Below are 23708 nucleotides of genomic sequence, written 5' to 3'. Positions count from 1 at the left end.
AATGCTGAAAGATCACCTTCAGCGGGAGTAAACGGAGCAGGTCAGGCGTGGAACTGCGCGACATCGAGATCTTCCTGACCCTGGCCGATGAGCTGCACTTCGGCCGGACCGCCGCCCGGCTGTGCCTGTCACCCGCCCGCGTCACCCAGGCCATCCAGAAGCAGGAACGGCAGATCGGCGCGCCACTGTTCGAGCGCACCAACCGCACGGTACGGCTGACCCCGGTCGGGCGGCAGCTCCGCGACGACCTGCGGCCTCTCTACGCCGGGCTGAAGCACAGCGTGGAACGCGCCCAGCTCGCCGGCCAGGGAATCACCGGCATCCTGCGCGTCGGCATGCTGCCCGCCAACGCCCACGACCTGCGCCCCTACTGGGACGTCTTCCGCCTGCGGCATCCGCAGTGGAAGCTGCGCGTCCAGAAAGCCCAGTTCAGCGACGCCTTCGCCACGCTGCGCCGCGGTGACATCGACGTCCTGATCGCCTGGCTGCCCGTCGACGAGCCCGACCTCACCGTCGGACCGGTCGTGCTCGCCGAACCCCGGGTGCTGGCCGTCTCCACCGGCCACGAGCTCACCCAGCGCACGTCGGTCTCGCTGGAGATCGCCGCCGACTTCCAGCACCCGCAGTCCGACACCCGGCCCGGCTACTGGTACGACGCCTACATTCCCCGCGAGACCCGCCGAGGCCGCACGATCGAGCGCGGCCCCGTGGTGCACAACACCGAAGAAGCCATCACCCTCGCCAGCATGGCCGAGATCGTCGTGCTCTTCCCCTCCCACATGACCCGCTACTGGGCACGGCCCGACATCACCTACCTGCCCGTCACCGACATGGGACCGCTGCCGTACGCGCTGGTATGGCGCAGCGAAACGGACAACGAGCCCATCCGGGCCCTGGCCGAGGTCGTCCGCGACCTTGGCCCCCTCACGCCACAGAGCTGATCGCCGGACAACAGGGCGAACCCGGCTGCCACGGCTTCGCGGGCGCCGGTGCTGCTGCAGGTGGAGGAGCACGGCGTCACGGCGCCGGCGCGACCCGCGAGCAGGACCAGGCGCTGCTCGCCGACGTGCTGGCCTTCCTGCTGCACGCCGCCGCCCCCGCTGCGGGCGGCGAGGCCACCAGCTGAGCGGGCCGGCCAGCCGCCGGTCAGCGTCTCGAACGGCGCCGGCACGCGCCGCCGACCTGGTCGCCGAGCTGAAACGCGCACTCACCGCCTACCTCAGGAACGCGCCGCCGGCCCCGTGACGCCGGTGAAGCGGCGCAGCGCCTCCACCCCCGACACGCCATAGACGTCCTCCACCGCGTCCGCCAGCAGGTGACAGGTCCTGAACCGGTCCAGCGGGGTGAGCCCGAGCCGCGTCAGATGCAGATACGTGTAGTTCAGCAGCACCCGATACCGCCGGAAGGCCGGGCTGCGGAAGATCGCCTCGTGGTAGGCCGGGTTGTCGAACACGAGCCGCTGCAGCTCGCTCGGCTCCCGATGCGGCGCGCGCGGCTCCCCCTGCCGGCCCGCGAACGCCGCACCGGGCTCGAGCGCCGGCTGCACCAGCCGGCCGTCGTCCATCATCGCCGCGATCCGCGGCCGGTAGCGCTCCAGCAGCGCCGCCCACTCCCGCACGAACGGCACCGCCGCCGCGCCCGGGTCGTCCAGGCAGGCCACCACGTCGCGGACGCGCCCCGTCAGCGCCGCCCGCCGCTCGGCGAACACCCGCTCGAACGACGCGCGGGCCGCCGCCGGGTCGGCCGCCCACGTCAGGTACCCCTCGGCGTGCATCCGGAACGACAGGTAGCTGCGGTCGATGCGCTGCGAGGTGTGCGCGATGGTCAGCATGAGGCTCAGCGCCAGCCCCGTCCTGCCGTCCCGGCCTTCCCGTACGTGCTCCAGCATGTCGAACAGCAGCGGGGTCGCGTCGGTGTAGAACGCGGCCAGCAGCTCGGCCTCCTCGTCCGTGCCCAGGACGTGGCGGCGCGAGTCGTAGGCGGCGTCGCGGACGGAGTTGTCCGGCGGCCACGGCGTCAGCGGGCCGCGCTCCTGCTCCCGCATCGCCATCAACCGGTGCCTGGGCAAACTGTCGGCCGGATCGAGCACCACCGTGGAGGGGTGCTCGCGCAGGTACGCGCCGACCACCTCGTCCACGCGCGGCCGCACCACCCGCTCCCACACCTCGGGCGCCGCCTTGACGTTGATCCGCAGGTGCGGGCCCTGCCGCCAGTGACGCAGCACGTACGCCTGCTCGATCTCGCCGCGCAACCCCTCCAGCAGCGGCCGCACCGCATCCAGCAGCAGGGCGTCCTTGTCGGGCGCGTGATAGTAGACGTGCACGCAGTGCCAGACGGGAGTCAGGGGGACCACCTCCGGGAGTCGGCGAGACCGGCCACGGCGCGGCCCGCCAGGAACGTCGTGTGCTGCTCGGCTCCGGCACGCAGCCCCAGCCGGTTGTGGAACAGATGAACGCACCGCATCAAGATCAGCGCCACCGTGCGCCGCTCGGGCGGCGCCGCCAGCGCGAGAGCGGCGTGCGGCGAACCCGGATCGCGCGGCACGCACCGGCCTTCGGCGTGCAGCACGTCCAGCTCGTCGCGCAAGGCCCGCAGCGACGCCGCCCACGCGGCCAGCAACCCGCCGGCCGACTCCGGGCCCTCCCACAACCGGCGGGTCTGGGCGAGCAGCGCCTCCTTCCGCCGCCGCCAGTCCTCCTCCACCCCGGCCGCCGCCGTCGCGGGCCCACGCATGACGGCGGCCAGGCGATGGGCGGCCGAGGGCAGATCGGGCTCACACGCGGCGACCGCCATCGTCAGCGCCGCCAGCCCGATCGCCGTACGGCGGCCCATGTCCGTACCGGCGGCCAGCACCTCCAGGGCCAGACGGCTGGAGACGGCGAAGTGACGCTCGGCGGCGGCCACACAGGCGGCGTCACCGTACGCCTCGTACTCCGGCAGGTACCCGATGAACGCCACCGTGCCCGGCTCGTGCAGCCGATCGTCATAGTCGGCACGGCGCTCACCCCTGGCCATCGCGGCGGCGAACGCCCGATACGCGGCCGCATCCACCACCGGAGACGGATGGCAGGCGAAATGCGCCGCAGCACGCTCGCGCACCAGGTTACGGACGTCCTGCTGGCGGGCGGGGTCCGGCACCTGCAGCCGCAGCCGCACATGCTGGCCGCCCTCCCAATAACGCAGGAAGAAGGCGCGGCGGATCGTCCCGCAGGCCACCAGCTCCCGCGTCACCGGCCGCACCACACCCATGATCAGCGGGTCCAGGTCGCCGAAGTGGAACAGGTGCGCGCTGACCCACCGGTCCTCGCCCGCGATCGGATGCGCCGTCATGACGCCGGCCTCGCCGACAGCTGGATGACGTACTCGGTGACCCGCGCCTCGTCGCCGTAACGGGGCGCCTGGGAGGGGTCGGGCAGGGCCTCCTCCACCACCAGCAGCGCGCCCGGGTCGCGCAGCGTGCGCACGAAACCGGTCAGCAGCAGCAGGTCGGCGACGTCCACGTACATGGGCTTGCGGTCCTTGCTGAGCAGCCCCGCCAGCAACCCCTGACCCACATCGACGACCCGGGCGAAGAAACGGCGCGGCACCCCGTGCCCGGCCAGCCACTCGGCCAGCCTCGGCAGGTACGCCGCCTCGCTCTCCCCCTTGGCCGGCACCGGGAACACCCCGGCCCGCATCCGCCACGCCGCCCGCGCCACCGTCACCCGCCCCACGTCCACGCGCGGCCAGCACTCCACCACACCCTCCTGCGGCGGCTCACTCCGGGTGCGGAACACCCAGCCGGGCACCATCGCCGTGGACGGCTCCCCGAACACCCGCACCAGGAACTGCAGCCACGGCGGCAGCCAGTACTGAGCCGTCATGCCCAGATGCACCGGCCTGACCGGCCGCCCGGCCCCGTCCAGCAGGGCCAGGCGATCGTGCTCCCGGTCGTAGCCGACGGTGAGCTCCGCCGGCGTCACCGCCGGCAGATGCGCGTCGGGCGCGGTGAACGGGTGATCGAGCGCGACGTCCGCCGTGGCGGGCCGCACGTTGAGACCGCCGCCGGCCAGGCCCCGGCACTCGGCCACCAGCACGTCACCCTGCGCCGCCCGCAGCTCCTCGACGGGCGGCGCCTCACCGCCGGCCAGCGCGACCAGCCGGTGCAGCCGCGACAGGCCGCGCCCGTACCCGGCGGAGACCGAGTTGACGACGGCCCGCACACCGGCCGCCTCCGGCACCGCCTGCACGTAGCAGCAGATGGAGCCGGGCGGCCGCACGAAGCCCGGCCAGCTCTCCGCCAGCGCGGCCAGGCGGCCGGCCGTGACATCCACCACCGGCACCTCACCGCTCGTGCGGGGTCCGGTCCCGGCCGGGCCGGGTGGCGTGGCGTCCGTGATGGGGCCTGCGCCGAGGCGGTCCCAGAAGCCGCGCCGCAACTCGGTCAGGCGTCGCAGGCCGGCCGGCGGGTCGACATCGGGCAGGGCGCGGGTGCCCGCGACCGGGTCGCGCAGCATCGCCCGCAGCAACTCCCCGCCCGCGCCCGGCGCGCCGCTGTGAACGTCGCGGTACAGGGCCATCGCGTGCAGGCGGCTCGTGGGGCCGTACCGGTCCACGAAGTACGCGGCGGCGGCCACCTTGACGGGCAGGTCAGGGTCGAACAGGCCCAGCAGCCCCCGCAGCGCGTCGAGGTCGTCGCACACACCGCGCCAGGCGGAGGCGTTCAGCCGCCCCGCGACACCGGGGATGACCGCGCTGTGCCACAGCAGGTTCTTCTCCGGCAGGGACGGCCCCGGCGGCAGCACCTCCCGCAGCGCCGCCCGTACGACGCCGGAGCTCCTCGCCGGCTCGGCCCGCAGCGCCTGCGCGACCCGGGAGACGGCCAGCGCGTACGGGGCCGCCCCATCGGCCGCCAGCCACGACGCCAGCTCCCCCATCGGATCAGGCCCCTGCTCGTCATACGGCGGCACATACTCCACAAGCCCCGCCTCGGCCAGCGGCTCGATCCCCGGCGCGGCGGCCAGCGTGGCGTCGTCCCGCCGCCGCACCCAGTCCAGAGCCTGCCGCACCTGCGCCGTCGCGGGCACCGACGACAGCGGCTCCCCAGGCCCTGGGCTGAGGAACCACACACGCTCCCCGTCATCGGCCGCGGACGGATTCACCCGCAGCCGAGCCCGCTCACGCACCCGCCGATGCCGCGTCAGCACCGCCCACAGCGGGCGCAGGACCGCCCGGTCGAGCTCGGCCATGACCAGCCAGGACGGCTCACCGCCCGTGGCCACCGCCGGCCCGTCCGTCTCCCACCGGCCCAGCCCGCCGGCCGTGAACGTCGCGTACGGACTCGTCTTGACACTCGCCCTGGCCAGATAACGCGCCAGCCGCAACACCTCCTGCCGCTCCGGCGGCCGCCCGCCCAGCCACGCCTCAAGCCGATCGGCCAGCACCGCGCTGCCCTGCGCCAGCCCGTGCCGGAACCCGGCATCCGACACCGCCTCCCGCAGCACCCCCGTCTTCTCCCGCGCCTCCTCGGCCAGCACACCGGGAAGCGCCGCCCGCAACTCGTCGGCGCGCCGCCGCAACGCCGTCCACGCCCCGATCCTGGCCGCCAGGCCCGCCGGCAGCGCGCCCAGCACCTCGGCGGACACCGCCCGCCCGCCCAGGCGCCGGCCCGCGAACACCGCGCGCCGCAACGCCACCAGCCCGGCACGCAGCGGCCCCGCCGCCACACCGCCGATCACCTCGTGCAACGGCTCCGACAGCTCCGCGCCCTCCCGCCGCAACCGGGACGACACGTCCGCCAGCTCGTCCACCAGCCGCCACGTACGGGTGCACCGCATCCGCTCCAGCCCCGCCACCGGCAGCCCCGCGACACGGACCGCGACAACGGGCGACAGGGCATAATCGGGGTCAGCGAGCCTTGAAGAGTCACCGTCCCCCGCGACGGGGACGGCGGCATGCGCTATCTGGGTCAAAGGAAACGCGCTCCTCGAAGGGGTTCGTCAGGGGCCGAGGGCGCTCACGGCACGGGCGCCCTCGGCCCTGCTCGTCATCCCGGTGGCCGCGGCGGGCTCACCGGAGGACCGGCACCGGCGCTACAGCTCCGGAGCCCAGCAGCTCATCGCCGTCAGGTACGACGAGCAGTAGCCCGGCGACGACGACGCCCCGGTCTCGATGCTGCCGTGGCCCTCGGCCACGATGGAGTCGGCCGACACGACGTCGATCGAGTCGACCTCCAGGCCACGCAGGTCGAGCTTCAGGTTCTCAGCGGACATGTGCACTTCTCCTTCTGCTGTGTATCCGTCGAAAAGGGGTCACGCTGGTCGGTCGGGCGGCATCACCTCCTGGCTGACGAGGCCGTGGATCGGGCGGGTCACCAAGGGCCCGCCGGTCGGTGGGGTGCCCATCACCAGGAACGACAGGCTCCTCAACGGGCTCGCCGCGAGACCGAGCACCTCGTCGGTGGTCTCGTTCGCGCCGTCGGAGTGGATGCGGGCCGCCAGGCCCAGCGCGGTGGCGGCCAGCGCCGCCCGCTGGACGATCAGGCCCGCCTCCATCTGCTGCATCCGGTACCAGCGGTCACCGAACGCCGGCGCGCCCGCCACCGGGTCGCCCACCGGGATCAGGACGGCGGCCGCCCCGCGCAGCGCCACCTGCGTGTTCGGCAGCAAAGGGCCGGTGGTCACCGCGTCGATCGGGATCGTCGCGGGCGGCTCGTGCAGGGTGTGGCCGGCCGGGTCGTACCAGTAGGCGGCGCACGGCAGGCCGTCCACCCGCAGCGACAGCAGGCACAGGGCCGTGGCGGCCGGGCCCTTCGCGGTGCCGGGCAGGTCGGACGGGTAACCGGCGCAGGCCGCCCGCAGCACCGCGCCGAGCGCCCCGCCCCCGAGCGGGACCGGGCGGTAGCCGGCCAGGGGCGAGGCACGGCGCTCCCCACCGGGCTGGCGCGGCATGGGCGCGGGCTCAGGGGCCGGGCGAACCGCACGCGCGGGCGGGACAGGCGGGACAGGCGGGACAGGCGGGTCCGACGCGTGAGGGGCCGCGAGCGTGCACGCCCGGTGCAGGGCCGCGGCGAGCCCGCCGGGCATGGGCCGGGGAAGGGGCGTGCTCTCGTCCGCCGCCGGACGCGACACCAGCTCATCGAGCGACGGCGGCTCAGCCCGCGAGTCCTTCGTGGAAGGCAAGGACAGGGTGAGAGCGGCCAGGGTCGCTTCGCGGGCACCGTCGAGACCGAGCAGCCGATCCACCTCGCCGTCGGCGAACCGCAACTGCGCCCTACCCGCCAGCCCCAGCCGCCCGGCCACGGCCAGCGCCTGCGCGATCAGCACCCCGGTCTCCTGGCAGACCAGCCGGTAACCGAAATCTCCGTACTTGAACATCGACCGCCAGAACACCGCCGACAGCACGACCACCACATCCGCCCGATCACCACCGCCGAGCAGCCCGGTCAACGCCGGGACATGGTCGCCGCCCCGGACCCGCTCCACAACGTGGTGCACCGGGTCATAGTGGTACAGCGCGGCGGGCAGGTGCGGCTCCCCCGCGGCCACGTACGCCTCCACCGGGTACAGACCCCCGCCCGACGGGGCGGGCCGGCCCGCGAGCAACATCGGGGGCCGCCCCAAAGGCCGGCCGCCGTCGCCGAGGTGGTGGGACCAGACGATCCGGGTCAGGCCGAGCAGGTTCCGCAGCAGCTCGCCCACCAGGTGGTTCCAGGAGAGCGGCACCCGTTCAGCCCTCGGGTAACGCTTGTGGCGGGTCGGGGCGGCGGCCCAGTCGATGTCCAGCGGCCGCCGCTTCCGCATCGCGGCCAGATAACGGCTCGTGGCCGCGCCAGGCGCCGTCGTCGTGCGCACGCGGGCCTCCTCTCGGTGACCGGTCACGGGAACGGATGCGGGTAGGGGTTCAGCTCGTCGGGACATAGGTCGCGATCCCGATGACCGAGGAGCCTGGGCAGGGCGAGCAGCCGCGGCAGGCCGTGGACACGCCGGTAGCGGTGACCGAACGTCATGGAAAGCGTCCCCGGCACGATGACCTTCGCCGCGAACATGCCCGCCGCCCGCGCCTCGGGCGAGGTGATGTCGACGGCGATCACGTCCAGCCCCGTCGCCAGGTAACGACCGGCCAGCTCCGCCACGTCCCCGCAGAGGTCCTCGTGACGAGGCCAGGCGGCACGGGCCCTGATCTCCGGCAAAGACAGCGCGGGCCCGTCCACCGGCAGGAAACCCAGCCTGCCCGCCGCGTCCGGGTGCGCGCAGGCAAGAGGATGGTGCTCCAGCAACCGCACCTCCTCGGAGTCGGCCACCAGCCGCGCCGACGCCTCGGGATCGTAGCGTTCGAGATGGCCGGCCAGCATAGGGCTCACATCCTCAAGCGCCCGGCGCAACGCCCGTTCCGGGTCGAGGTGCGAGGCGGAACCGCACAACGCGTACGGACGCCCCGGCCCGCCCAGCGCGTCCACCGCCATCACCCAGAACACCGGCACCCGCTGCTCCATCAGCGCCGCGAACGCGTGCACGTCGTAGCCAAGCCGGTCACGTACCCGCTGGGCGAGCATCGGGATGCGCCGATCCGCCGCCGAACCGAGATCCACCCGCGGGACGGGCATCCGCGCATACCAGGTCGCCAGCGCCGCGTCACGCTCGGCCACCTCCAGCAGCCCGTACAGCACCGCCTCCGCCGGATGACCACCCAAGGCGCAGCCGTTCGAGCACTCGTAGGCGAAACCGAGGTCGTTCCTCGGGCGGGGCCCGAAGAACGCATAGCTCTCCGGCACCAGCACCGGCGCGTCCCGGCCGAACGAATACCCCCACACCCAGGTCGTCGGACGCTCCGGATCGAAACGGGTGAACAAAAAGCCCGGCCGGTCGTACCAGTCGTCCGGATACAAACCCAGCAGACGCGGATCGAGCGCCCGATCGGCGATCTCGCTGTACGCCGCACGGACACAGGTCCGGCGACTACGCGGATGGATGCCCGCGATCCGCTCCAACGCCTCCGCGATCGCGGTCGCCCGCGCCGAGGCGAAATCATCACTGCGGCCATAACCGTGATGGCTCTCGTGCTCAGTACGCGACGGGCTCAGCCGCGCCACCGCCATCGGACCGCCACCACGCTCCTGCGCCACCACCGCCTGCACGATGCCCGTCTCCGCATCCACGAACAACCGCTCCAGCCGCGCGCCGTCGATCTCCCCCACCCTGAACGTCCCAGGATCCGGCTTCTGCGCCGGGCGCGGCACGTACCGACCGGCCTGCGGCCCGTCGTCCACCCGCACGCCGCACTCGGGGCACAACGGATCCGGCAGGAACGCGTGCCGCCGCACCGCACCGCTCGTCAGCCGCACCCGCAGCAGCGCGCCGACCGTACGCGCGGAGCCAGGATCCCGCCGCAACCGGCGCACCTCCTCAGCGACCAGCGCCGCGACCGTCCGCGACACCAGCGGCGTGAGCAGCGTCGTCGCCCGCGACTCAAGGTCGCCGCCCCACTTCGCACGCAGAGCATCCCGGGCCGGCGCATCAGGACGGTTACCGGCCCGCCGACGCGCCACACACGTCGGGCAACCGGGCCGGCCCGGACGCACAGCCGGACCCACCAGCACCCACCCGGCCTCCACCCGCACCGGCAACCACGACACCCCACGCTCCACCGCCAGCCTCGCCACCGCCGGATACGGCCGCACATCATCGGCATCACTCGCCACGACGATCGCAGCCCCGGCCGGCTCGGCCGCGAGCGCCCGCCTGATCGCCCCATGCAGCCGCCCCTCCCCCAGGACGGTCACCAGATCAGGATCCGCGACGGACCCCATGACGGCCTCAGCCATCGACCAGAACGACTCGAGCCACGAACGGCAACCGCCGCGACACCTCAGGATCACCGTGCAGCGGCACCGCAACAGGCACCTTCCCGATCCGCCGCAACGCCCCGGCCATCACCCTGACGGCCTCCACCGGATCACCACCCGGCGGCCACAGGGGATGAACCCTCCCCCCAAGCGCTGGGGACTGCCACCGCAGCAGCAGCCGCTCCAGCCCGTCCCGGATCGCATCGGTGAGCGTAGGGCCGACGGACACCAGCACCTCCTGACCGGGAACCACGAGCGCGACGCCGGGCACCCCCAGCACCGCGGTGTGATCACGAACGTCCGGGCTCCCACCCGCGAGGACAAGCTGCCGCATCAACGCCTCAACCTCAAAATCCTGCAACGGCTCGATCGAGGTCGCCGTCCGAGCGGGTGGCGATCCGTTCGAGAGGCGGCCGCGCAGGAGATCCTCGCAGTGGGCCCGCAGACCGGCGGCCACCGCCTCCATCCAGCTCAACCCGGCACCGGTCCCGACCGGCGGCCCCGACCCGTCCTGTAGGGTGCGAAGGCCGGTGAAGCGCACGCCGCAGGGCAGACCATCGGGCAAGGCCACCCCCCGGACCGACCCCTCCCCCTCGGTGCGCAGAGCCAGCACGCCGTACGTGGCCAGCGCGGCGAGCAGACAACGCAACCGAGCCGTCCGCTGATCGGCGCCCCAGCCGAACGCCTCCCGCGCCGGCGCCCAGCCGGGCAGCACACCCAACGGATCAGAGACCACCGCCCGACACACCGCCACCGGCGACTGCACCAGCGCCCCCTCCTCCAGCATCCCGAGCACACCCAGCCGGGAGTCGACCAGCTCAGCGGTGAGCGCGAGCAACCCGTCCACCTCGACAGCGGCCACCGCCTTCTCCGCCGCAGGAACCCCGTCATGCGCGGCGAGCGCCTCCGCCAGCTCTTCGACCGCATCAGAGCCGCCCCCTTGAACACCGGAGGCGCGGGGGTGAGCCAGGAAGCGGTGCGGAAGCGTGTCGAGAGTGCGCAAATCCACCCGGATCAGCTCACGCTCCGAGCCCGTGTCGAGCCCCGTGACGCGGCTGAAGCAGGCCAGCGCCACGATCGCGGCCACCACCGTGGGCACCGGCCCCATCAGCAGGTCCTCGCCGGGCGGGGCCGGGGACGCGGCGGGCAGGCCGGCGAGCCGCTGCCAGCCCGACTCGGCCGCCGTCTCCGAGGGCCGCCCCACCGGGCCGACCCAGACCTCCGCCGGGCGGACCAGAACCTGCCCCAGCACGATCCCGGCCGCCTCACAGGCTCGGGCCGCCGCCACCAGCTCATCGAGGTCCGCGCTCACCTGGAGCACGATGTCGGCGCTCTCCGCGATCGCCCGGATGCCGCCGGAGAGGGACAGCGTACGGATCTCCTGAAGAGGATCACGGCGAGCGGCATCAGCAACCCGCCGCACCCGCTCGAACCCGTCCCGCTCAGAGCTGGAGGCGATCACTGTGACGTGCCGCCATCCCGACCCCACACACGCCTCCGCCAGCGCCTCCAGCAGCGGCCCCGCACCCACCAGCGCCAGCCGCGCGCGCCGGATCCGTTCGAAGCGCTCCTCCGGCGAGTCGAGCGCGTAGCCGATGAAGGCGATCTCCTCCGCGTACGCCCCCAGCTCCATCTCGCTCAGCCCGTGGGCGCCGGCCTGCCGGGCGTCCACCACGAAGCGCCACTCGGCGAGCTGCCCCACCAGCCGCTCGACCATGGCCTTCCGGTCGCCGGACAGGCTCGCGGTCAGCTCGCCCAGGGTGTGGTGGCCGGTCAGCGCGGGGGCCAGCCGGGTGAGCCACGCGTACGCCTGCCGCCCGCGCAAGGTGCACGCACCGTAGTCGCTGTGAACGTAGGCGCCGTCGGGGCATTCGACGAACCGTACGTCGTCTCTAAGCTGCGGTCTCATCGCCGAATCGGCTTTTGGGAGCGCTCCCATGAAGTGGATATTACGAACGGAAAGCCTTTATGTAAACCCCATATCACCCCTTTAAAGGAAGCCCGATGCCGGTTATAATCCTCAATTCCCACTAACAGTCACGGAATGTCACTTACCGAAAAAGAGTCACCGTGCTCCGCGCCGGCACCACCACCACTGGCACCATCTCCAGTACGGCGAACGCGCAGAAAGACCGACAACCCAGGGGCACTCGAGGGCGCCTCCGGGTTGTCGGTGGCGGTACGGGCGAAGCCCGTGCCTTTGTATGGATGGGCTTGCAAAAACCCGGCGCCTTTACAAAGTAAGTTACGACTACATGGTCGTCCCGCCTGAGGCGTCGAGCCGGTGGCCGGTGACGTAGCCGCTGTCGTCGGAGGCCAGGAAGGCGACCGTGCCGGCCACGTCCTCCGGCGTGCCCAGCCGGCCCAGGGGTGTCTGGGACGTCAGCCAGGCCAGCGCCGGGCCGACCAGCCGCCCTTCGTGCATGTCGGTGTCGATGACGCCGGGCGCCACGAGGTTGACCGTGATCCCCCGCGGCCCGAGCTGCCTGGCCAGGGCGACGGTCATGACGTCGAGCGCGGCCTTGGACATGGCGTAGTCGATCGCCCTGGGCATGGCCGCTCCCCTGGTCAGCATGGTGCCCACGGTGATGATCCGCCCGCCGTCGCGCAGCCGCGGCAGGGCCTGCTGGGTGATCAGGAACGGGGCGGTGGTGTTGACCGCGAACAGGCGCTCCAGGCCCTCGCGGGTGACGCCGTCGATCTCGCTCTGGTCGCCGAGGATGCCCGCGTTGTTGACCAGGATGTCCACCCCGTCGGCGTGCGCGTCGAAGGCGGCCCACAGGGCCTCTGCGTCGCCGGGCGCGCCCAGCTCGGCCTGGACGGCGAAGGCTCGTCCGCCGGCCGCTTCGATGGCGGCGACGGTGTCCTTGGCGGCGGCGTGGTTGGCGCCGTAGTGCACGGCCACCCGGGCGCCTTCACGGGCCAGCCGGGTGGCGATAGCGCGCCCGATCCCCCGGCTCGCCCCGGTCACCAAAGCCGTCTTGCCGGTCGATCTCGTCATGGGAATGCCTTTCTGTGTCATGCGGTGTAGGGGGTGGTGGTCTTGGCGTCGCGCAGCACGCGCGCCCACCAGGTGACCTGGTCCAGCAGGGTCTTGGCGGCCGCGGCCGGGCCGACCCGGTCCTTCGGCTGTCCGTTGCCGTCGAAGCACTCCCAGGCGCCGTGGAAGCTGACGGTGTCGCGGGTGGTGACGGCGTGCAGCTCGGCGAAGACGGCGCGCAGGTGCTCCACCGCGCGCAGCCCTCCGGAGAAGCCGCCGTAGGAGACGAACGCGACCGGTTTGGCGTGGAACTGCTGGTTGTGCCAGTCGATGGCGTTCTTCAGCGCGGCCGGGTAGCTGTGGTTGTACTCAGGGGTCACCACCACGAACGCGTCGGCGGCCGCCAGGCGCGGGGTCAGCCCGCCCAGGGCCGCCAGCACCGGCGCGGGCGCGGACGCCGACGGGGCCGCCCCGCCGAGCGGCACCTCGGCCAGGTCGATCACGTCGACGTCCAGGTCGGAGCGGGACCCGGCCTGGCCGGCGAACCAGTGGGCCACGGTCGGGCCGAAGCGGCCCTCGCGGACACTGCCGACGATGACGGCCAGCCGCAGCGGGTCGGTGATCACGATGTTTCTCCCTTCGTGGTGGCGGCCTGTCGCAGGGCCGCCAGCAAGGTCGTCTCGCTCTGGGATCCGGTGAGAGGGGGCAGGTTCTCGATGAGGAAGACCGGGACGCCGGTGATGCCGAGGCGGCGTACGCGATCAAGCCGGGCGCGCAGCTCGGCGGCGGGCACGTGACCGGTGGTCATGCCGATCTCGGCGGCCAGCCGGGCGAGCGTGGCGGGGTCTCCGACGTGCAGCCCGTCGGTGAAGTGGGCGCGGAACAGGCGTTCTGCCATGAGCTCTGCCTTGCCCTGCAGGGCGGCGTCGGCGATGAGGCGGTGGGTGTCGAAGGTGCCGGTGGCGATCGCCTTGCCGTACTCCAGCCGCAGGCCCTCACCGGCCACGCGTTCCGCGAAGGCGAGCGCGCCGGCGGCGGCTTGCGGGCCGAAGGTCTGCTCCAGGACCTCCAGCAGCGGACGCCCGTCGGCAGGAGCGCCAGGAGCGAGCTCGAAGGGCAGGAACTCGACCGTCACCGGCACGCCCTCGGCCCTGAGCCGGTCCGCGGCGCGGGTGAAGCGGGTGAAGCCGAGATAGGAGTGGACGCAGATGACGTCCATCACGAGGTGGACTCGCATCAAGTGCCTCACGCTGCCGCCGGGGCGGGCTCGGCCGACGGTGTACTGTCACGCAAGGGGACCTCGCGGATGAACCAGGCCAGGACGAAGGCGAGGGCGCCCAGCGCGGCGGCCCCCAGCGCCATGGCGTGGACGCCGTCGGAGACGGCGACGCGGACCGCCTCCCGCGCGGCCGGCGCGAGCCCGCCGAGCGCCTCGGGCGTCAAGGTGATCCCGCCCGCGGTTTCCGCGCCGAGGCGGTCGATGAGCGTGTCCTGCAGCCGGGCGGTGTAGAGGGCGCCCAGGGCGGCCACGCCCAGTGAGGCGCCCATGGTGTGCCAAAGGGTGACCGAGCCGCTGGCCGCCCCCATGTCGCGCGGCTCGGCGGTGTTCATGGTGATGATCGTGGTGGACTGCATCAGCAGGCCCACCCCGGCGCCGCCGATCAGCGTCAGTGCGGAGGCGAGCGCCAGGTCGGCGCCGGGCCCCAGCACGAGGAGCGCGAGCATCCCGGCCGTCACGGCGGCGCCGCCGAGGAGCGGATAGATCCGGTAGCGGCCGGTGCGGCTGATCAGCCGGCCGCTGCCGATCAGCACGGCGACCATGCCGAGCATGGCGGGCAGGATCAGCAGGCCGCTGGCGATCGGTGAGGCGCCGTGGACGAGCTGCATGTACTGGGGCAGGAAGGTCGCGGCCACCACCATGCCGACGCCGCCGAGGAACCGGATGACCTGGGCGAGGGTGAAGTTACGGTCCGCGAACAGGCGCAGCGGGACGATCGGCTCGGCCGCGCGCCGCTCCACCACCAGCAGGACGCCCACCGCCGCCAGCCCGATCAGCACCAGGGCCAGGATCACCGGCGAGGTCCAGGCGTACCGGGTGCCGCCCCAGCTCGCGACCAGGCTCAGCGCGACCAGGGCCACCGTCAGCAGCAGCGCCCCGAGGTAGTCGATCCGGGCCCTGATCCGCCGGCGCTCCAGCCGGATCGCACCGATGAGCAGCAAGGCGACCACACCGATCGGCACGTTCACGAAGAACGCCCATCGCCAGCCCACGTCGGCGAACAGCCCGCCCAGCAACGGCCCTGCGATGAAGGCGATCGGCATCATCACCCCGAACAGCCCCATCAGCCTGCCGCTGTGCCGGGGCGGCACCAGCTCGCCGATCAGCGCCAGAGCGCCGGTCATCAGCCCGCCCGCGCCCAGCCCCTGCACCATGCGGAAGCCGACGAGCTGGATCATGTCCTGCGACATCCCGGACAGCGCGGACCCCAGCAGGAACACCGCGATCGCGGTCATGTAGACGACCTTGCGGCCGTACAGGTCGCCGAGTTTGCCCCAGATCGGTGTCGAGGCGGCCATGCAGATCAGGTAGGCGGTGGCCACCCAGGAGAAGTACTCCAGGCCGCCGAGGTCCTTGATGATCGCCGGCAACGCGGGGCCGAGCATCATGCCGTCCAAGGGCGCTGTGATCATGCCCAGCAACACGCCGAGCACTCCCCAGCGGAGCGATTTTTCCACGCTTCCTCCAATTCGCGTACCTCGTACGAGAAATGGACCATAACCATTCAGGTACCATGTACGCAAATAGCGGCGGAGGGACGCGCATGGCCGACGAGAACGTGACCAGCATCTGGATGCAGCCGGAGGTGCACGTACGCTCCGGCCCCGGGCGGCGCCCCGGCTACAGCCGCGAGCAGATCACCCGCACGGCCGTCCGGATCGCCGACGCCGAGGGCGTCGAAGCCGCCACCATGCGGCGGATCGCGGACGAGCTGGGCACCGGCGCCATGTCGCTCTACCGCTACGTCCCCCGCCGCGACGACCTGTTCGACCTCATGATCGACCTGGCGATGAGCGAGATCGAACTTCCCGACGGCCCCTCCGGCGACTGGCGCGCCGACCTGACGCTGCTGGCCGAGCGGACCCGCGCCACCGGCCTGCGCCACCCCTGGCTGATCACACTGCTCACCAGCCGCCCCACGCTCGGCCCCCACCTGCTGCGCGTGCACGAGTACGCGCTCGGCGCCTTCAACGGGACCGGGCTCGACATCGACGACGTCACCGGCTTCGCCGGCATGCTGGACGACTACGTCCACAGCGCGATCCGGCGCGAGATCGGCTGGCAGGAGGAGGCCCGCCGCACCGGCCTCGACCCCGAGCGCTGGAAGCGCGACTACATGGGCCCCTACGTCCGCCACGTCGTCGCATCCGGCGCCTTCCCCCTGTTCAACCGATCGATCCTCGACTCCCGCACCGCCCACCTCTCCCCCGAGGAACGCTTCCGGCAAGGACTCGACCGCATCCTCGACGCCATCGCCGCGCTCATCCCCGCCACGGACCCCGGGGCGCCGCATGCCAGGAGATACGACGCGCAGGCGTGACGACATGTTGACCGGACCGACGGGGGACGACACCGACAGGTAGCTCGCAGATCCGGATGTGCGGAAGCGCCCCGGACCGATCACGGTCCGGGGCGTTCGCACGCACCCAGGCGAGTTGTCGCATCCGCAGGGCAATCCGCACGGCTGACGAGAGTGAGAACCGTCGATGGGCGAGTTGCCGGAGGCCGCCTTCAGCCACCGCGGCCGGGCCGGTCGGTCGTCAGGTGGCGCCGAGACCGCTGAGGAAAGTGCCGGCGACGACGTCGGCTGCTTGCGGGGGATCCATGGCGGGGAACTTGTGGGCGGCCGCGTCGACGAGTCCGTCAAGGACCGCCCGCGCCCAGGCAGCGTCGGTGCCGGCGCGCAGGTAGCCCTCGTCGATGGTGCGGCGGACGAAGGCGTCGAGCCGGGCGCTCTGCTCCTGGCGACGGATGTCGGCCTCGGGGTCCTTCTGCATCATGCGGCGCGTGTCGACAGGCCATTGACGGCTGACGGGGATGATCCCTTCTAGGTAGCGGTGGAGGGCGACCGGAACAGGGGCCTCGGTGAGGCGCGCCTCGTCCAGGACCTGTTCGGCGGAGTCGAGTTTGGCCTGGAAGACGGCACTGAGCAGCGCCTCGCGGCTGGCGAATCGGCGGTGGACGGTGGTGCGGTCCACTCCCGCGGCGGCGGCGATGGCCGCCATCGAGGCGCCCGGGTCCTCGGCCAGCAACTGGGCTCCGGCCTGGAGCACAGCGGTGAGGTTGCGTGCGGCGTCAGCTCTCATGATCTGGAGATTCTACGTCCAGTGGTCACTAACGGCACGACATCCAACGTGCAAGTCGCACCACCAATACAAAATGCAACTTCTATGTTGTAGTAATCAGAGATACCGCTACCATGGAGTGGCAAGCCAGCGCTGGAGCGCTGGGAGAACGACGAAACGACGCACAAGAAGAGGGATGCGCTATGTCACGGACTTGGCTGATCACCGGCGGCTCGCAGGGGCTGGGCAAGGCTCTGGTTCTCGCGGCGCTGAGCGCCGGCGACAGGGTGGTGGTGACTTCTCGAAGGCCGGAGAAGCTGAACTCCTTGCAGGCCGAGCACCCTGAGCGACTGATGGCGGTGGCGCTGGACGTCACCTCCCCGTCCGACGCCCGGGACGTGGTGGCGACGGCGGTGGAGCAGTTCGGTTCGATCGATGTGCTCGTGAACAACGCCGGTTACGCCACCAGCGGCTCGATCGAGGACTTTCCAGAGGACGAGTTCCGCGCGCAGGTCGAGGCGAATCTGTACGGCGTGGTCAACCTGACCCGGGCGGTGCTGCCAGTGATGCGGGGCCGGCGGTCCGGGCACATCGTGCAGATATCGTCCATCGGCGGACGCGTGGGCGGCACGCCCGGCCTCAGTGCCTATCAGACCGCGAAATTCGCCGTCGAAGGGTTCTCCGAGGTGCTGGCGAATGAGGTGGCCCCGTTCGGCGTCAAGGTCACCATCGTCGAGCCCGGCGGTATCCGCACCGGCTGGGCCGCGGGCGCGGCGGAGCCGTCCGGTCCCGTCACCTCCGACTACGAGGAGACGGTCGGCGCGTGGCTCGCGACGTTCGCCGAGTACGCCGGCAACGAGCCGGGTGACCCCGACCGCATGGCCCGCGCGGTCATCGGCGCGGTGGAGGCGGCGAAGCCCCCGCGTCGGCTGCTCCTCGGCAGCGATGCCCTGGAGATCGCCATCAGCGCCGAGGAGGCGCGCCTCGCCGAGGCCCGCGAGTGGGCCGAGGTCAGCCGCTCCACGGACTACCCCACCGCCTGATCACTTCGTTCCGGTGATGCGCCCGCACGCTCGGGCACCATCGGGAGCTGCCCGACCACCGGAGGTCGGCACAACCACGGGAGCGCGGCTGCCCGACCCCCGGAGGCCGACGTAACCACCGAAGGCCGGCTCAGCCGGCCTGGTCGGAGCGCCTACCTGTCCTTCGACATGACCGCAGGGCGGCTTCGCCCAGATCCGCGCGCGCCGGACGGGCCCGCCCGCGAAACGGCCCACCGACGACACGGGCCCATCCTCGGCACGGCCCGGCCCGTCCGGCCCCCATCCGGCCCACTGCGTCGCACACCGGCGGTAGACCTTCGGTCCCGCCCATGAGATGCCGGCCCGCACGAACCCGGCCAGGCCCCCCGAGCCGTGGCCGCCCGAATCACCGCGTGCGACTGCTCCCGGCGCCCTTCGCCATCCTTCCGTTCCCCGGAGAGTCATTCCATGCCCCGCAAGTCGCCCCGCCTCACCTTCGCGGTCCTCGCCAGTGGCGCGGGCGTGTTCTCGATGCTGCAGTCGCTCATCGCGCCGGCGTTGCCGACGATCCAGCACGCCCTGCACACCTCTCAGTCCACCACCACGTGGGTGATGACGGCCTATCTGCTGTCCGCCTCGGTGTTCACCCCGATTCTCGGCCGCGTCGGCGATCTGCTCGGCAAGACGCGCACGCTCGTCGCCGTCCTGGCGGCAGTGCTCGTAGGGTGCCTGCTCGCGGCGCTGGCACCCACCATCGGCGTCCTGATCGTCGCCCGTGTCGTCCAGGGCATCGGCGGAGCGGTGTTCCCGCTCTCGTTCGGCATCATCCGCGACCAGTTCGAGGCCGGCCAGGTCAGCGGCAGCATCAGCAACCTGTCCGCCATCATCGCCGCGGGCGGCGGCGTCGGCATCGTCGCCGCCGGGCCCATCGTGGCCGCGCTCGACTACCGCTGGCTGTTCTGGATCCCCGTCGCCATCGTCGCCGTCACCGCCCTCATAGCCGCGCGCTGCATCCCCGAATCGCCTCACCGTGCGCAGGGACATGTCAACTGGCTCGGCGCGCTGCTGCTGTCCGGCTGGCTTGTGGCACTGCTCCTGCCGGTCAGCCGGGGCAGCCGGTGGGGCTGGAACTCCGCCTCCGTGATCTCGCTGTTCGCCGCGGCCGTCGTCCTCTTCGGCCTGTGGCTGCGCGCCGAGTCACGCAGTCCGAGCCCGCTGATCGATCTGCGCGTTCTGCGCACGCGGCCGGTGTGGACCACGAACACGGCCGCTCTGCTGTTCGGCGCCGGCCTCTCCTCGGTCTGGGCCTTCCTGCCGGGCTTCGTGCAGACGCCGAGTTCGGCCGGATACGGCTTCGGTGCGAGCGTCACCGCATCCGGGCTGCTCATGCTGCCCATGCTGATCGCCATGTTCGTCGCCGGTGTCCTCAGCGGCCACCTGGAGCCACGGCTCGGCGCCAAGCACCTGCTGATCGCCGGTTCGGGCCTCGCCGCACTCGCATGCGCCATCCTCGCCCTGTTGCATGACGAGCAGTGGCAGATCGCCGTCGCAGCGGGAGTCTTCGGCCTCGGCGTCGGCCTGGCCTTCGCGTCCATGGCCAACCTCATCGTCAGCAGCGTGCCCGCCGAGCAGGCCGGCGCCGCGACCGGCATGAACGCCAACCTCCGCTCCATCGGCGGAGCCATCGGAACCGCCATCATGAGCCTGCTCGTCACCAGCCACCTCGCGCACACCGGCCTGCCCAACGTCTCCGGCTACACCCACGGCTTCTCGGTGCTGACCCTGCTCCTCGTCGGCGCCGCGCTCGCCGCGGCCCTCGTGCCCGTTCGACACGCCGCCCACACGCCGGGCCGAGCGACCGACAGCCCTGACCCGCAGCCGGATGCGGTCACCCGGGCCTGATCAACGGAACAACCGAACAATCACGACAGCAACGGCACATCGCGACCATTCAGCTCGAAGAACGCGCCGTCCAGGCACAGCAGAGCATGGCTGTGGCGGGCTGGAGGGTGTCTGAAAAGCCGGTCATGGCATGTGGGCTGGTAGCAGGGTGGTGGCACATTGTCGGGGGCTGGACTGCGCGGGCTGCGCACCCGTTACACGTACGAGCGCAACCGGTCCAGCTGGTCTTCGGAGAACATCCGGGTCGACATCGACCACCTCCATACCGCCCCCGGTCAGGAACCGTACGAACCGTAGCGGAAGTGATCAACGAAAGGAACCTGCCTGCATCAGTGCAGGTCAGCGAAATCCAACCAGAATTTCCCCCGAACTACGGGGAGGCCGTTAGCGTCAGCATCTCGGCCATGACCGGCCAGCAGCCTTTCTACGTCATCCCAGGCCGTCCCTCGCCTCGATCCCGGCGTCCGGACCCGGAAACCGTAGCGATGATCAACCCTGCCGAACGGCCGTGTTCATCAAACCGCGACCAAACCCAAGCGGAGGGTCACACATCACCCGACAAACAAACCCTCTGAGCAGCACCTCAACACCCCGCTATCCCTTTCTCCCGTACTTGGTCTGCCCCCGGATGTCACCGAGCAGGTACTCGCCGACCAGCGGCGCGAGAACCAGCAGGCCAAGTGCTGGACGAATGCGTTTGAACACGTCTGTCCTCATCGGTTGTAAAGCTTGCGTGCCCACAGGTAGCCGCCCAGCGCGATGGCCGCGCTCCAGAGTGCCGCCGCCGCGAAGCTGGATCCCGCCGGCTGCCCGGCCAGCAGGGCGCGCAGGGTTTCGATGACCGGTGTGAACGGCTGGTGTTCGGCGAACCAGCGCAGCGGGCCCGGCATCGACTCCGGCGGGACCACGCCGCTGCCTAGGAACGGCAGCAGCATCAACGGCATCGGCAGGTTGCTGGCCGTGGCCACGTTCTTGGTGACCATGCCCAGCGCGGCCGACAGCCAGGTGATGGCGAAGGTGAACATCACCAGCACGCCGACCACCCCGAGCCAGTCCAGCGCAGAGGCGGCGGGGCGGAAGCCGATCAGCAGGGCCGTCAGCGTCACCGCCGTCATCGCGATGAAGTTCTGCACGAGCGCGCCGAGCACGTGCCCGGTCAGGACCGAGACGCGGGCGATGGCCATGGTCTTGAATCTGGCGATGATGCCCTCGGTCATGTCCATGGCCACCGAGATCGCGGTCCCCTGCGCGGCGCTCGCGATCGTCATGATCATGATGCCGGGGGTGAGGTAAGCGGCGTAGGCGGCGCGGCCGCCGCCGATCCCGGCGCCCATGATGCCCCCGAGGACGTAGACGAACAGCAGCAGGAGCACCACCGGGACGCCCGCGTAGGTGAGGATCAGTGTGGGGTAACGCCACATGTGCCTGATCTGGCGCCGCAGCATGGTCGCGGAGTCGATGATCGCCCTCATCGCGTGGGCTCCTCGGTCAGGGCGAGGAAGACGTCGTCCAGGTCGGGCTTGTGCACCGACAGTTCAGCGACGTCCACGGCCTGCGTGTCGAGCCGTTCCAGGAGTCTGCGCAGCGCGTCGACGCCGGTGTCGGGGATCTGCACGGTGCGGGACTCCTCATCGCGCGAGGCGGCCCTCAGGTAAGAGGCCGCCCTGAGGTACCCGTCGGGGTCGGCAAAGCGCACAACGATGTGGCCGCCGGGGACCATGCGCTTGAGCTCCTGCGGGGTGCCCTCGGCCACCAGCCGGCCCTGGCTGAGCAGGGCGATGCGGTCAGCGAGTTCGTCGGCCTCGTCCAAGTATTGGGTGGTCAGGAAGATGGTCACGCCGTCCTGCTCGACGAGGTCGCGGACGATCTGCCACATGGTGCGGCGGCTGCGCGGGTCCAGGCCCGTGGTCGGCTCGTCGAGGAAGATGAGCCGGGGCGTGCCGACGAGGGTCATGGCGAGGTCGAGGCGGCGGCGCATGCCGCCCGAGTAGGCGGCCGCGGGCTTGCGTGCGGCGTCGGTGAGGTCGAAGCGCTCCAGCAGCTCGCGGGCGCGCGTGCGGCCCTCGGCCCGGCCGAGGTGGAGCAGGTCGGCCATGAGCCGCAGGTTCTCCTCGCCGGTCAGGAAGCTGTCGACCGCGGAGAACTGGCCGGTGACACCGATCGCGGCACGCACCTTGTCGGGCTCCTTGGCCAAGTCGTACCCGGCCACCCGGATCTCGCCCGCGTCGGCCTTGATCAGGGTGGACAGGATCTGCACCGTGGTGGTCTTGCCCGCGCCGTTCGGGCCGAGCAGCGCGAAGACCGTGCCCTGCGGGATGGCGAGGTCGATGCCGTCCAGGACACGGTGGGCGCTGTAGGACTTACGCAACCCCGCCACCGAGACGAAGGTTCGCATCGCGTTCACCCCCGATCCCAGGTGACGGGCAGGCTCTGCACGCCGTACACCTGCGAGGGGTCGGTGCGCAGCGACACCTCTTCAGCCGGTACGGCGAGCCGCAGCGTCGGGAAGCGGATGAGCAGCGCGGGAAACGCGACGCGCATCTCGATGCGGGCAAGCTGCTGACCAAGGCACTGATGGACGCCATGGCCGAAGGCCAGATGCCCGGCGGCCGAGCGGCGCAGATCGAGCACGTCGGGGCCTGCGAACCTGGCCGGGTCCCTGTTGGCGGCGTTGATCGCGATGAGGACCGTGTCGCCCGCCTTGAGCTGTCTGCCGCCGAGCTCCACGTCCTCCAGCACGCCGCGCATACCGGTGGCGGCGACGGACAGGTAACGCAGCAGCTCCTCCACGGCGCCGACGGCCAGGCCGGGGTCGCCGCGCAGGGCGGCAAGCTGGGCCGGGTCGCGCAGCAGCGCGAAGGTGCCGAGCGCGAGCATGTTGGCGGTGGTGTCGAGCCCGGCGCCGAGCAGGAACGCGGCCACGCCGCCGAGCTCCTCGTCGGTCAGGTCGCCGCCGGTGGCCAGGTCGCTGAGCAGGTCGTCGGTCGGCTCGGCCCGCTTGGCGAGCGCGAGCTCCCGCAGGTAGGTGCCCAGCTCGACGAAGGCGGCGTACTGCGCCTCAGCGGTCCCGGCCTCCGGCAGGGCACGGGTGAAGCTCTGTAACTGGTCGCGGTCCTCGTACGGCACGCCGAGCAGCTCACAGATCATCAGCGCCGGAACCGGCTGCGCGAAGACCTCGACGAGGTCGGCGGGCGGTCCCTGCCGCTCCATCGCGTCGAGCCGCTCACGGGCGATCTCGGTGACCCGCTCGGTGAGCAGGTTCATCCTGCGGACGGTGAACTTGCCCGCCAGCAGCTTGCGGAAGCGGGTGTGCTCGGGGGCGTCCATGCCGGTCAGGTCGCCGACGGGGGCGGGCTGCAGGTGCCCGCCCGCCAGCGGGTGATAGTGGGTCTCGTAGCGGGAGCTGAACCGCGGGTCGGCGAGAACCTGGCGGACCAGGTCGTACGCGGTGATCATCCAGACGCCGGGGGCGCCCTCAGGCGCGGCCATGCGGGCGATCGGCTGCTCCGCGCGCAGGGCGGTGAGCGAAGGGGCGGGATCGAAGGGGCAGGCGGATGCGCGGTCCAGGGACACAGTGACCGGCTCCACGCGATAGTTCGCGTTCGACATGATTGAAAGCTACGTTGCTTTCAGAAAT

19 protein-coding genes are annotated in these 23708 nt (G+C 71.8%); 4 read left to right on the top strand and 15 right to left on the bottom strand.

The annotated features are described in order from the left end of the window. Positions 1-47: 47 nt before the first annotated feature. The gene (locus tag AB0K28_RS26715) at positions 48-941 is read left to right on the top strand and encodes a LysR family transcriptional regulator (RefSeq protein WP_345406507.1); all 894 of its coding nucleotides are present in this window, start codon (positions 48-50) and stop codon (positions 939-941) included. A gap of 278 nt (positions 942-1219) precedes the next feature. Here the strand turns inward: AB0K28_RS26715 and AB0K28_RS26710 are convergent, their stop codons facing one another. From AB0K28_RS26710 to AB0K28_RS26660, 11 genes are all read right to left on the bottom strand, one after another. Continuing rightward, positions 1220-2353, bottom strand: coding sequence for a thiopeptide maturation pyridine synthase (locus AB0K28_RS26710; protein ID WP_364375150.1), 1134 nt, complete (start codon positions 2351-2353; stop codon positions 1220-1222). Next, the gene (locus tag AB0K28_RS26705) at positions 2341-3330 is read right to left on the bottom strand and encodes a lantibiotic dehydratase C-terminal domain-containing protein (RefSeq protein WP_364375148.1); all 990 of its coding nucleotides are present in this window, start codon (positions 3328-3330) and stop codon (positions 2341-2343) included. The genes AB0K28_RS26710 and AB0K28_RS26705 overlap by 13 nt, the downstream gene beginning before the upstream one ends. Continuing rightward, positions 3327-5951 carry a lantibiotic dehydratase gene (locus tag AB0K28_RS26700; protein ID WP_364375145.1) on the bottom strand — a complete coding sequence of 875 codons (2625 nt, stop codon included), beginning with the start codon at positions 5949-5951 and terminating at the stop codon, positions 3327-3329. The genes AB0K28_RS26705 and AB0K28_RS26700 overlap by 4 nt, the downstream gene beginning before the upstream one ends. A gap of 120 nt (positions 5952-6071) precedes the next feature. Continuing rightward, a complete protein-coding gene (locus AB0K28_RS26695; RefSeq protein ID WP_355413690.1) occupies positions 6072-6251 on the bottom strand; it encodes a hypothetical protein in 180 nt (59 codons plus the stop codon). Between the two features lie 39 nt (positions 6252-6290). Then, entirely contained in the window at positions 6291-7832 is a 1542-nt protein-coding gene (locus tag AB0K28_RS26690; RefSeq protein WP_364375142.1) for a SagB family peptide dehydrogenase, read from the bottom strand. 23 nt (positions 7833-7855) lie between these two features. After that, positions 7856-9760, bottom strand: a complete 1905-nt coding sequence (locus AB0K28_RS26685; RefSeq protein WP_364375139.1) for a TOMM precursor leader peptide-binding protein — start codon at positions 9758-9760, stop codon at positions 7856-7858. A 34-nt stretch (positions 9761-9794) separates the two neighbouring features. Beyond that, entirely contained in the window at positions 9795-11732 is a 1938-nt protein-coding gene (locus tag AB0K28_RS26680) for a hypothetical protein (RefSeq protein ID WP_364375136.1), read from the bottom strand. Between the two features lie 342 nt (positions 11733-12074). After that, on the bottom strand, positions 12075-12824 hold the full coding sequence (locus tag AB0K28_RS26675; RefSeq protein ID WP_364375133.1) for an SDR family oxidoreductase: 750 nt from the start codon (positions 12822-12824) through the stop codon (positions 12075-12077). A 17-nt stretch (positions 12825-12841) separates the two neighbouring features. Further along, positions 12842-13429 carry an NAD(P)H-dependent oxidoreductase gene (locus AB0K28_RS26670; RefSeq protein ID WP_364375130.1) on the bottom strand — a complete coding sequence of 196 codons (588 nt, stop codon included), beginning with the start codon at positions 13427-13429 and terminating at the stop codon, positions 12842-12844. After that, positions 13426-14040, bottom strand: a complete 615-nt coding sequence (locus AB0K28_RS26665; RefSeq protein ID WP_364375127.1) for a DsbA family protein — start codon at positions 14038-14040, stop codon at positions 13426-13428. Before AB0K28_RS26665 ends, AB0K28_RS26670 begins: the two co-directional genes overlap by 4 nt. Before the next feature lie 8 nt (positions 14041-14048). After that, complete coding sequence (locus AB0K28_RS26660; RefSeq protein WP_364375125.1) at positions 14049-15539, bottom strand: MDR family MFS transporter; 1491 nt, start codon at positions 15537-15539, stop codon at positions 14049-14051. A gap of 86 nt (positions 15540-15625) precedes the next feature. Here AB0K28_RS26660 and AB0K28_RS26655 point away from each other — a divergent pair, with 86 nt between their 5' ends. Next, positions 15626-16402, top strand: a complete 777-nt coding sequence (locus AB0K28_RS26655) for a TetR/AcrR family transcriptional regulator (RefSeq protein ID WP_364375122.1) — start codon at positions 15626-15628, stop codon at positions 16400-16402. Between the two features lie 220 nt (positions 16403-16622). Here the strand turns inward: AB0K28_RS26655 and AB0K28_RS26650 are convergent, their stop codons facing one another. Continuing rightward, entirely contained in the window at positions 16623-17168 is a 546-nt protein-coding gene (locus AB0K28_RS26650) for a TetR family transcriptional regulator (RefSeq protein WP_364375119.1), read from the bottom strand. Between the two features lie 182 nt (positions 17169-17350). Here AB0K28_RS26650 and AB0K28_RS26645 point away from each other — a divergent pair, with 182 nt between their 5' ends. Beyond that, positions 17351-18190, top strand: a complete 840-nt coding sequence (locus AB0K28_RS26645; protein ID WP_364375117.1) for an oxidoreductase — start codon at positions 17351-17353, stop codon at positions 18188-18190. Positions 18191-18637: 447 nt separating this feature from the next. Next, positions 18638-20071, top strand: coding sequence for an MFS transporter (locus AB0K28_RS26640; protein WP_364375114.1), 1434 nt, complete (start codon positions 18638-18640; stop codon positions 20069-20071). A gap of 713 nt (positions 20072-20784) precedes the next feature. Here AB0K28_RS26640 and AB0K28_RS26635 read toward each other — a convergent pair. From AB0K28_RS26635 to AB0K28_RS26625, 3 genes are read right to left on the bottom strand one after another with little or no spacing between them, the layout of a single operon-like run. Then, the gene (locus tag AB0K28_RS26635; RefSeq protein WP_364375112.1) at positions 20785-21543 is read right to left on the bottom strand and encodes an ABC transporter permease; all 759 of its coding nucleotides are present in this window, start codon (positions 21541-21543) and stop codon (positions 20785-20787) included. After that, positions 21540-22466 carry an ATP-binding cassette domain-containing protein gene (locus tag AB0K28_RS26630; protein ID WP_364375109.1) on the bottom strand — a complete coding sequence of 309 codons (927 nt, stop codon included), beginning with the start codon at positions 22464-22466 and terminating at the stop codon, positions 21540-21542. The genes AB0K28_RS26635 and AB0K28_RS26630 overlap by 4 nt, the downstream gene beginning before the upstream one ends. Positions 22467-22471: 5 nt before the next feature. Beyond that, positions 22472-23680, bottom strand: a complete 1209-nt coding sequence (locus tag AB0K28_RS26625) for a cytochrome P450 (RefSeq protein WP_364375106.1) — start codon at positions 23678-23680, stop codon at positions 22472-22474. Positions 23681-23708 lie beyond the last annotated feature (28 nt).

This window comes from Nonomuraea sp. NPDC049504, assembly GCF_040676845.1.
GTDB classification, from domain to species: Bacteria; Actinomycetota; Actinomycetes; order Streptosporangiales; family Streptosporangiaceae; genus Nonomuraea; species Nonomuraea salmonea.
The sequence above is the reverse complement of the archived record's forward strand: the minus strand, read 5'-3'. Positions and strand labels throughout refer to the sequence as shown.

What these genes read in the sequence shown, in the direction of transcription:
- AB0K28_RS26705 (WP_364375148.1), bottom strand. Translation starts at nt 3,330, where the DNA reads ATGACGGCGCATCCGATCGCGGGCGAGGACCGGTGGGTCAGCGCGCAC.
- AB0K28_RS26695 (WP_355413690.1), bottom strand. Translation starts at nt 6,251, where the DNA reads ATGTCCGCTGAGAACCTGAAGCTCGACCTGCGTGGCCTGGAGGTCGAC.
- AB0K28_RS26680 (WP_364375136.1), bottom strand. Translation starts at nt 11,732, where the DNA reads ATGAGACCGCAGCTTAGAGACGACGTACGGTTCGTCGAATGCCCCGAC.
- AB0K28_RS26675 (WP_364375133.1), bottom strand. Translation starts at nt 12,824, where the DNA reads ATGACGAGATCGACCGGCAAGACGGCTTTGGTGACCGGGGCGAGCCGG.
- AB0K28_RS26665 (WP_364375127.1), bottom strand. Translation starts at nt 14,040, where the DNA reads ATGCGAGTCCACCTCGTGATGGACGTCATCTGCGTCCACTCCTATCTC.
- AB0K28_RS26655 (WP_364375122.1), top strand. Translation starts at nt 15,626, where the DNA reads ATGGCCGACGAGAACGTGACCAGCATCTGGATGCAGCCGGAGGTGCAC.
- AB0K28_RS26650 (WP_364375119.1), bottom strand. Translation starts at nt 17,168, where the DNA reads ATGAGAGCTGACGCCGCACGCAACCTCACCGCTGTGCTCCAGGCCGGA.
- AB0K28_RS26645 (WP_364375117.1), top strand. Translation starts at nt 17,351, where the DNA reads ATGTCACGGACTTGGCTGATCACCGGCGGCTCGCAGGGGCTGGGCAAG.
- AB0K28_RS26640 (WP_364375114.1), top strand. Translation starts at nt 18,638, where the DNA reads ATGCCCCGCAAGTCGCCCCGCCTCACCTTCGCGGTCCTCGCCAGTGGC.
- AB0K28_RS26635 (WP_364375112.1), bottom strand. Translation starts at nt 21,543, where the DNA reads ATGAGGGCGATCATCGACTCCGCGACCATGCTGCGGCGCCAGATCAGG.
- AB0K28_RS26630 (WP_364375109.1), bottom strand. Translation starts at nt 22,466, where the DNA reads ATGCGAACCTTCGTCTCGGTGGCGGGGTTGCGTAAGTCCTACAGCGCC.
- AB0K28_RS26625 (WP_364375106.1), bottom strand. Translation starts at nt 23,680, where the DNA reads ATGTCGAACGCGAACTATCGCGTGGAGCCGGTCACTGTGTCCCTGGAC.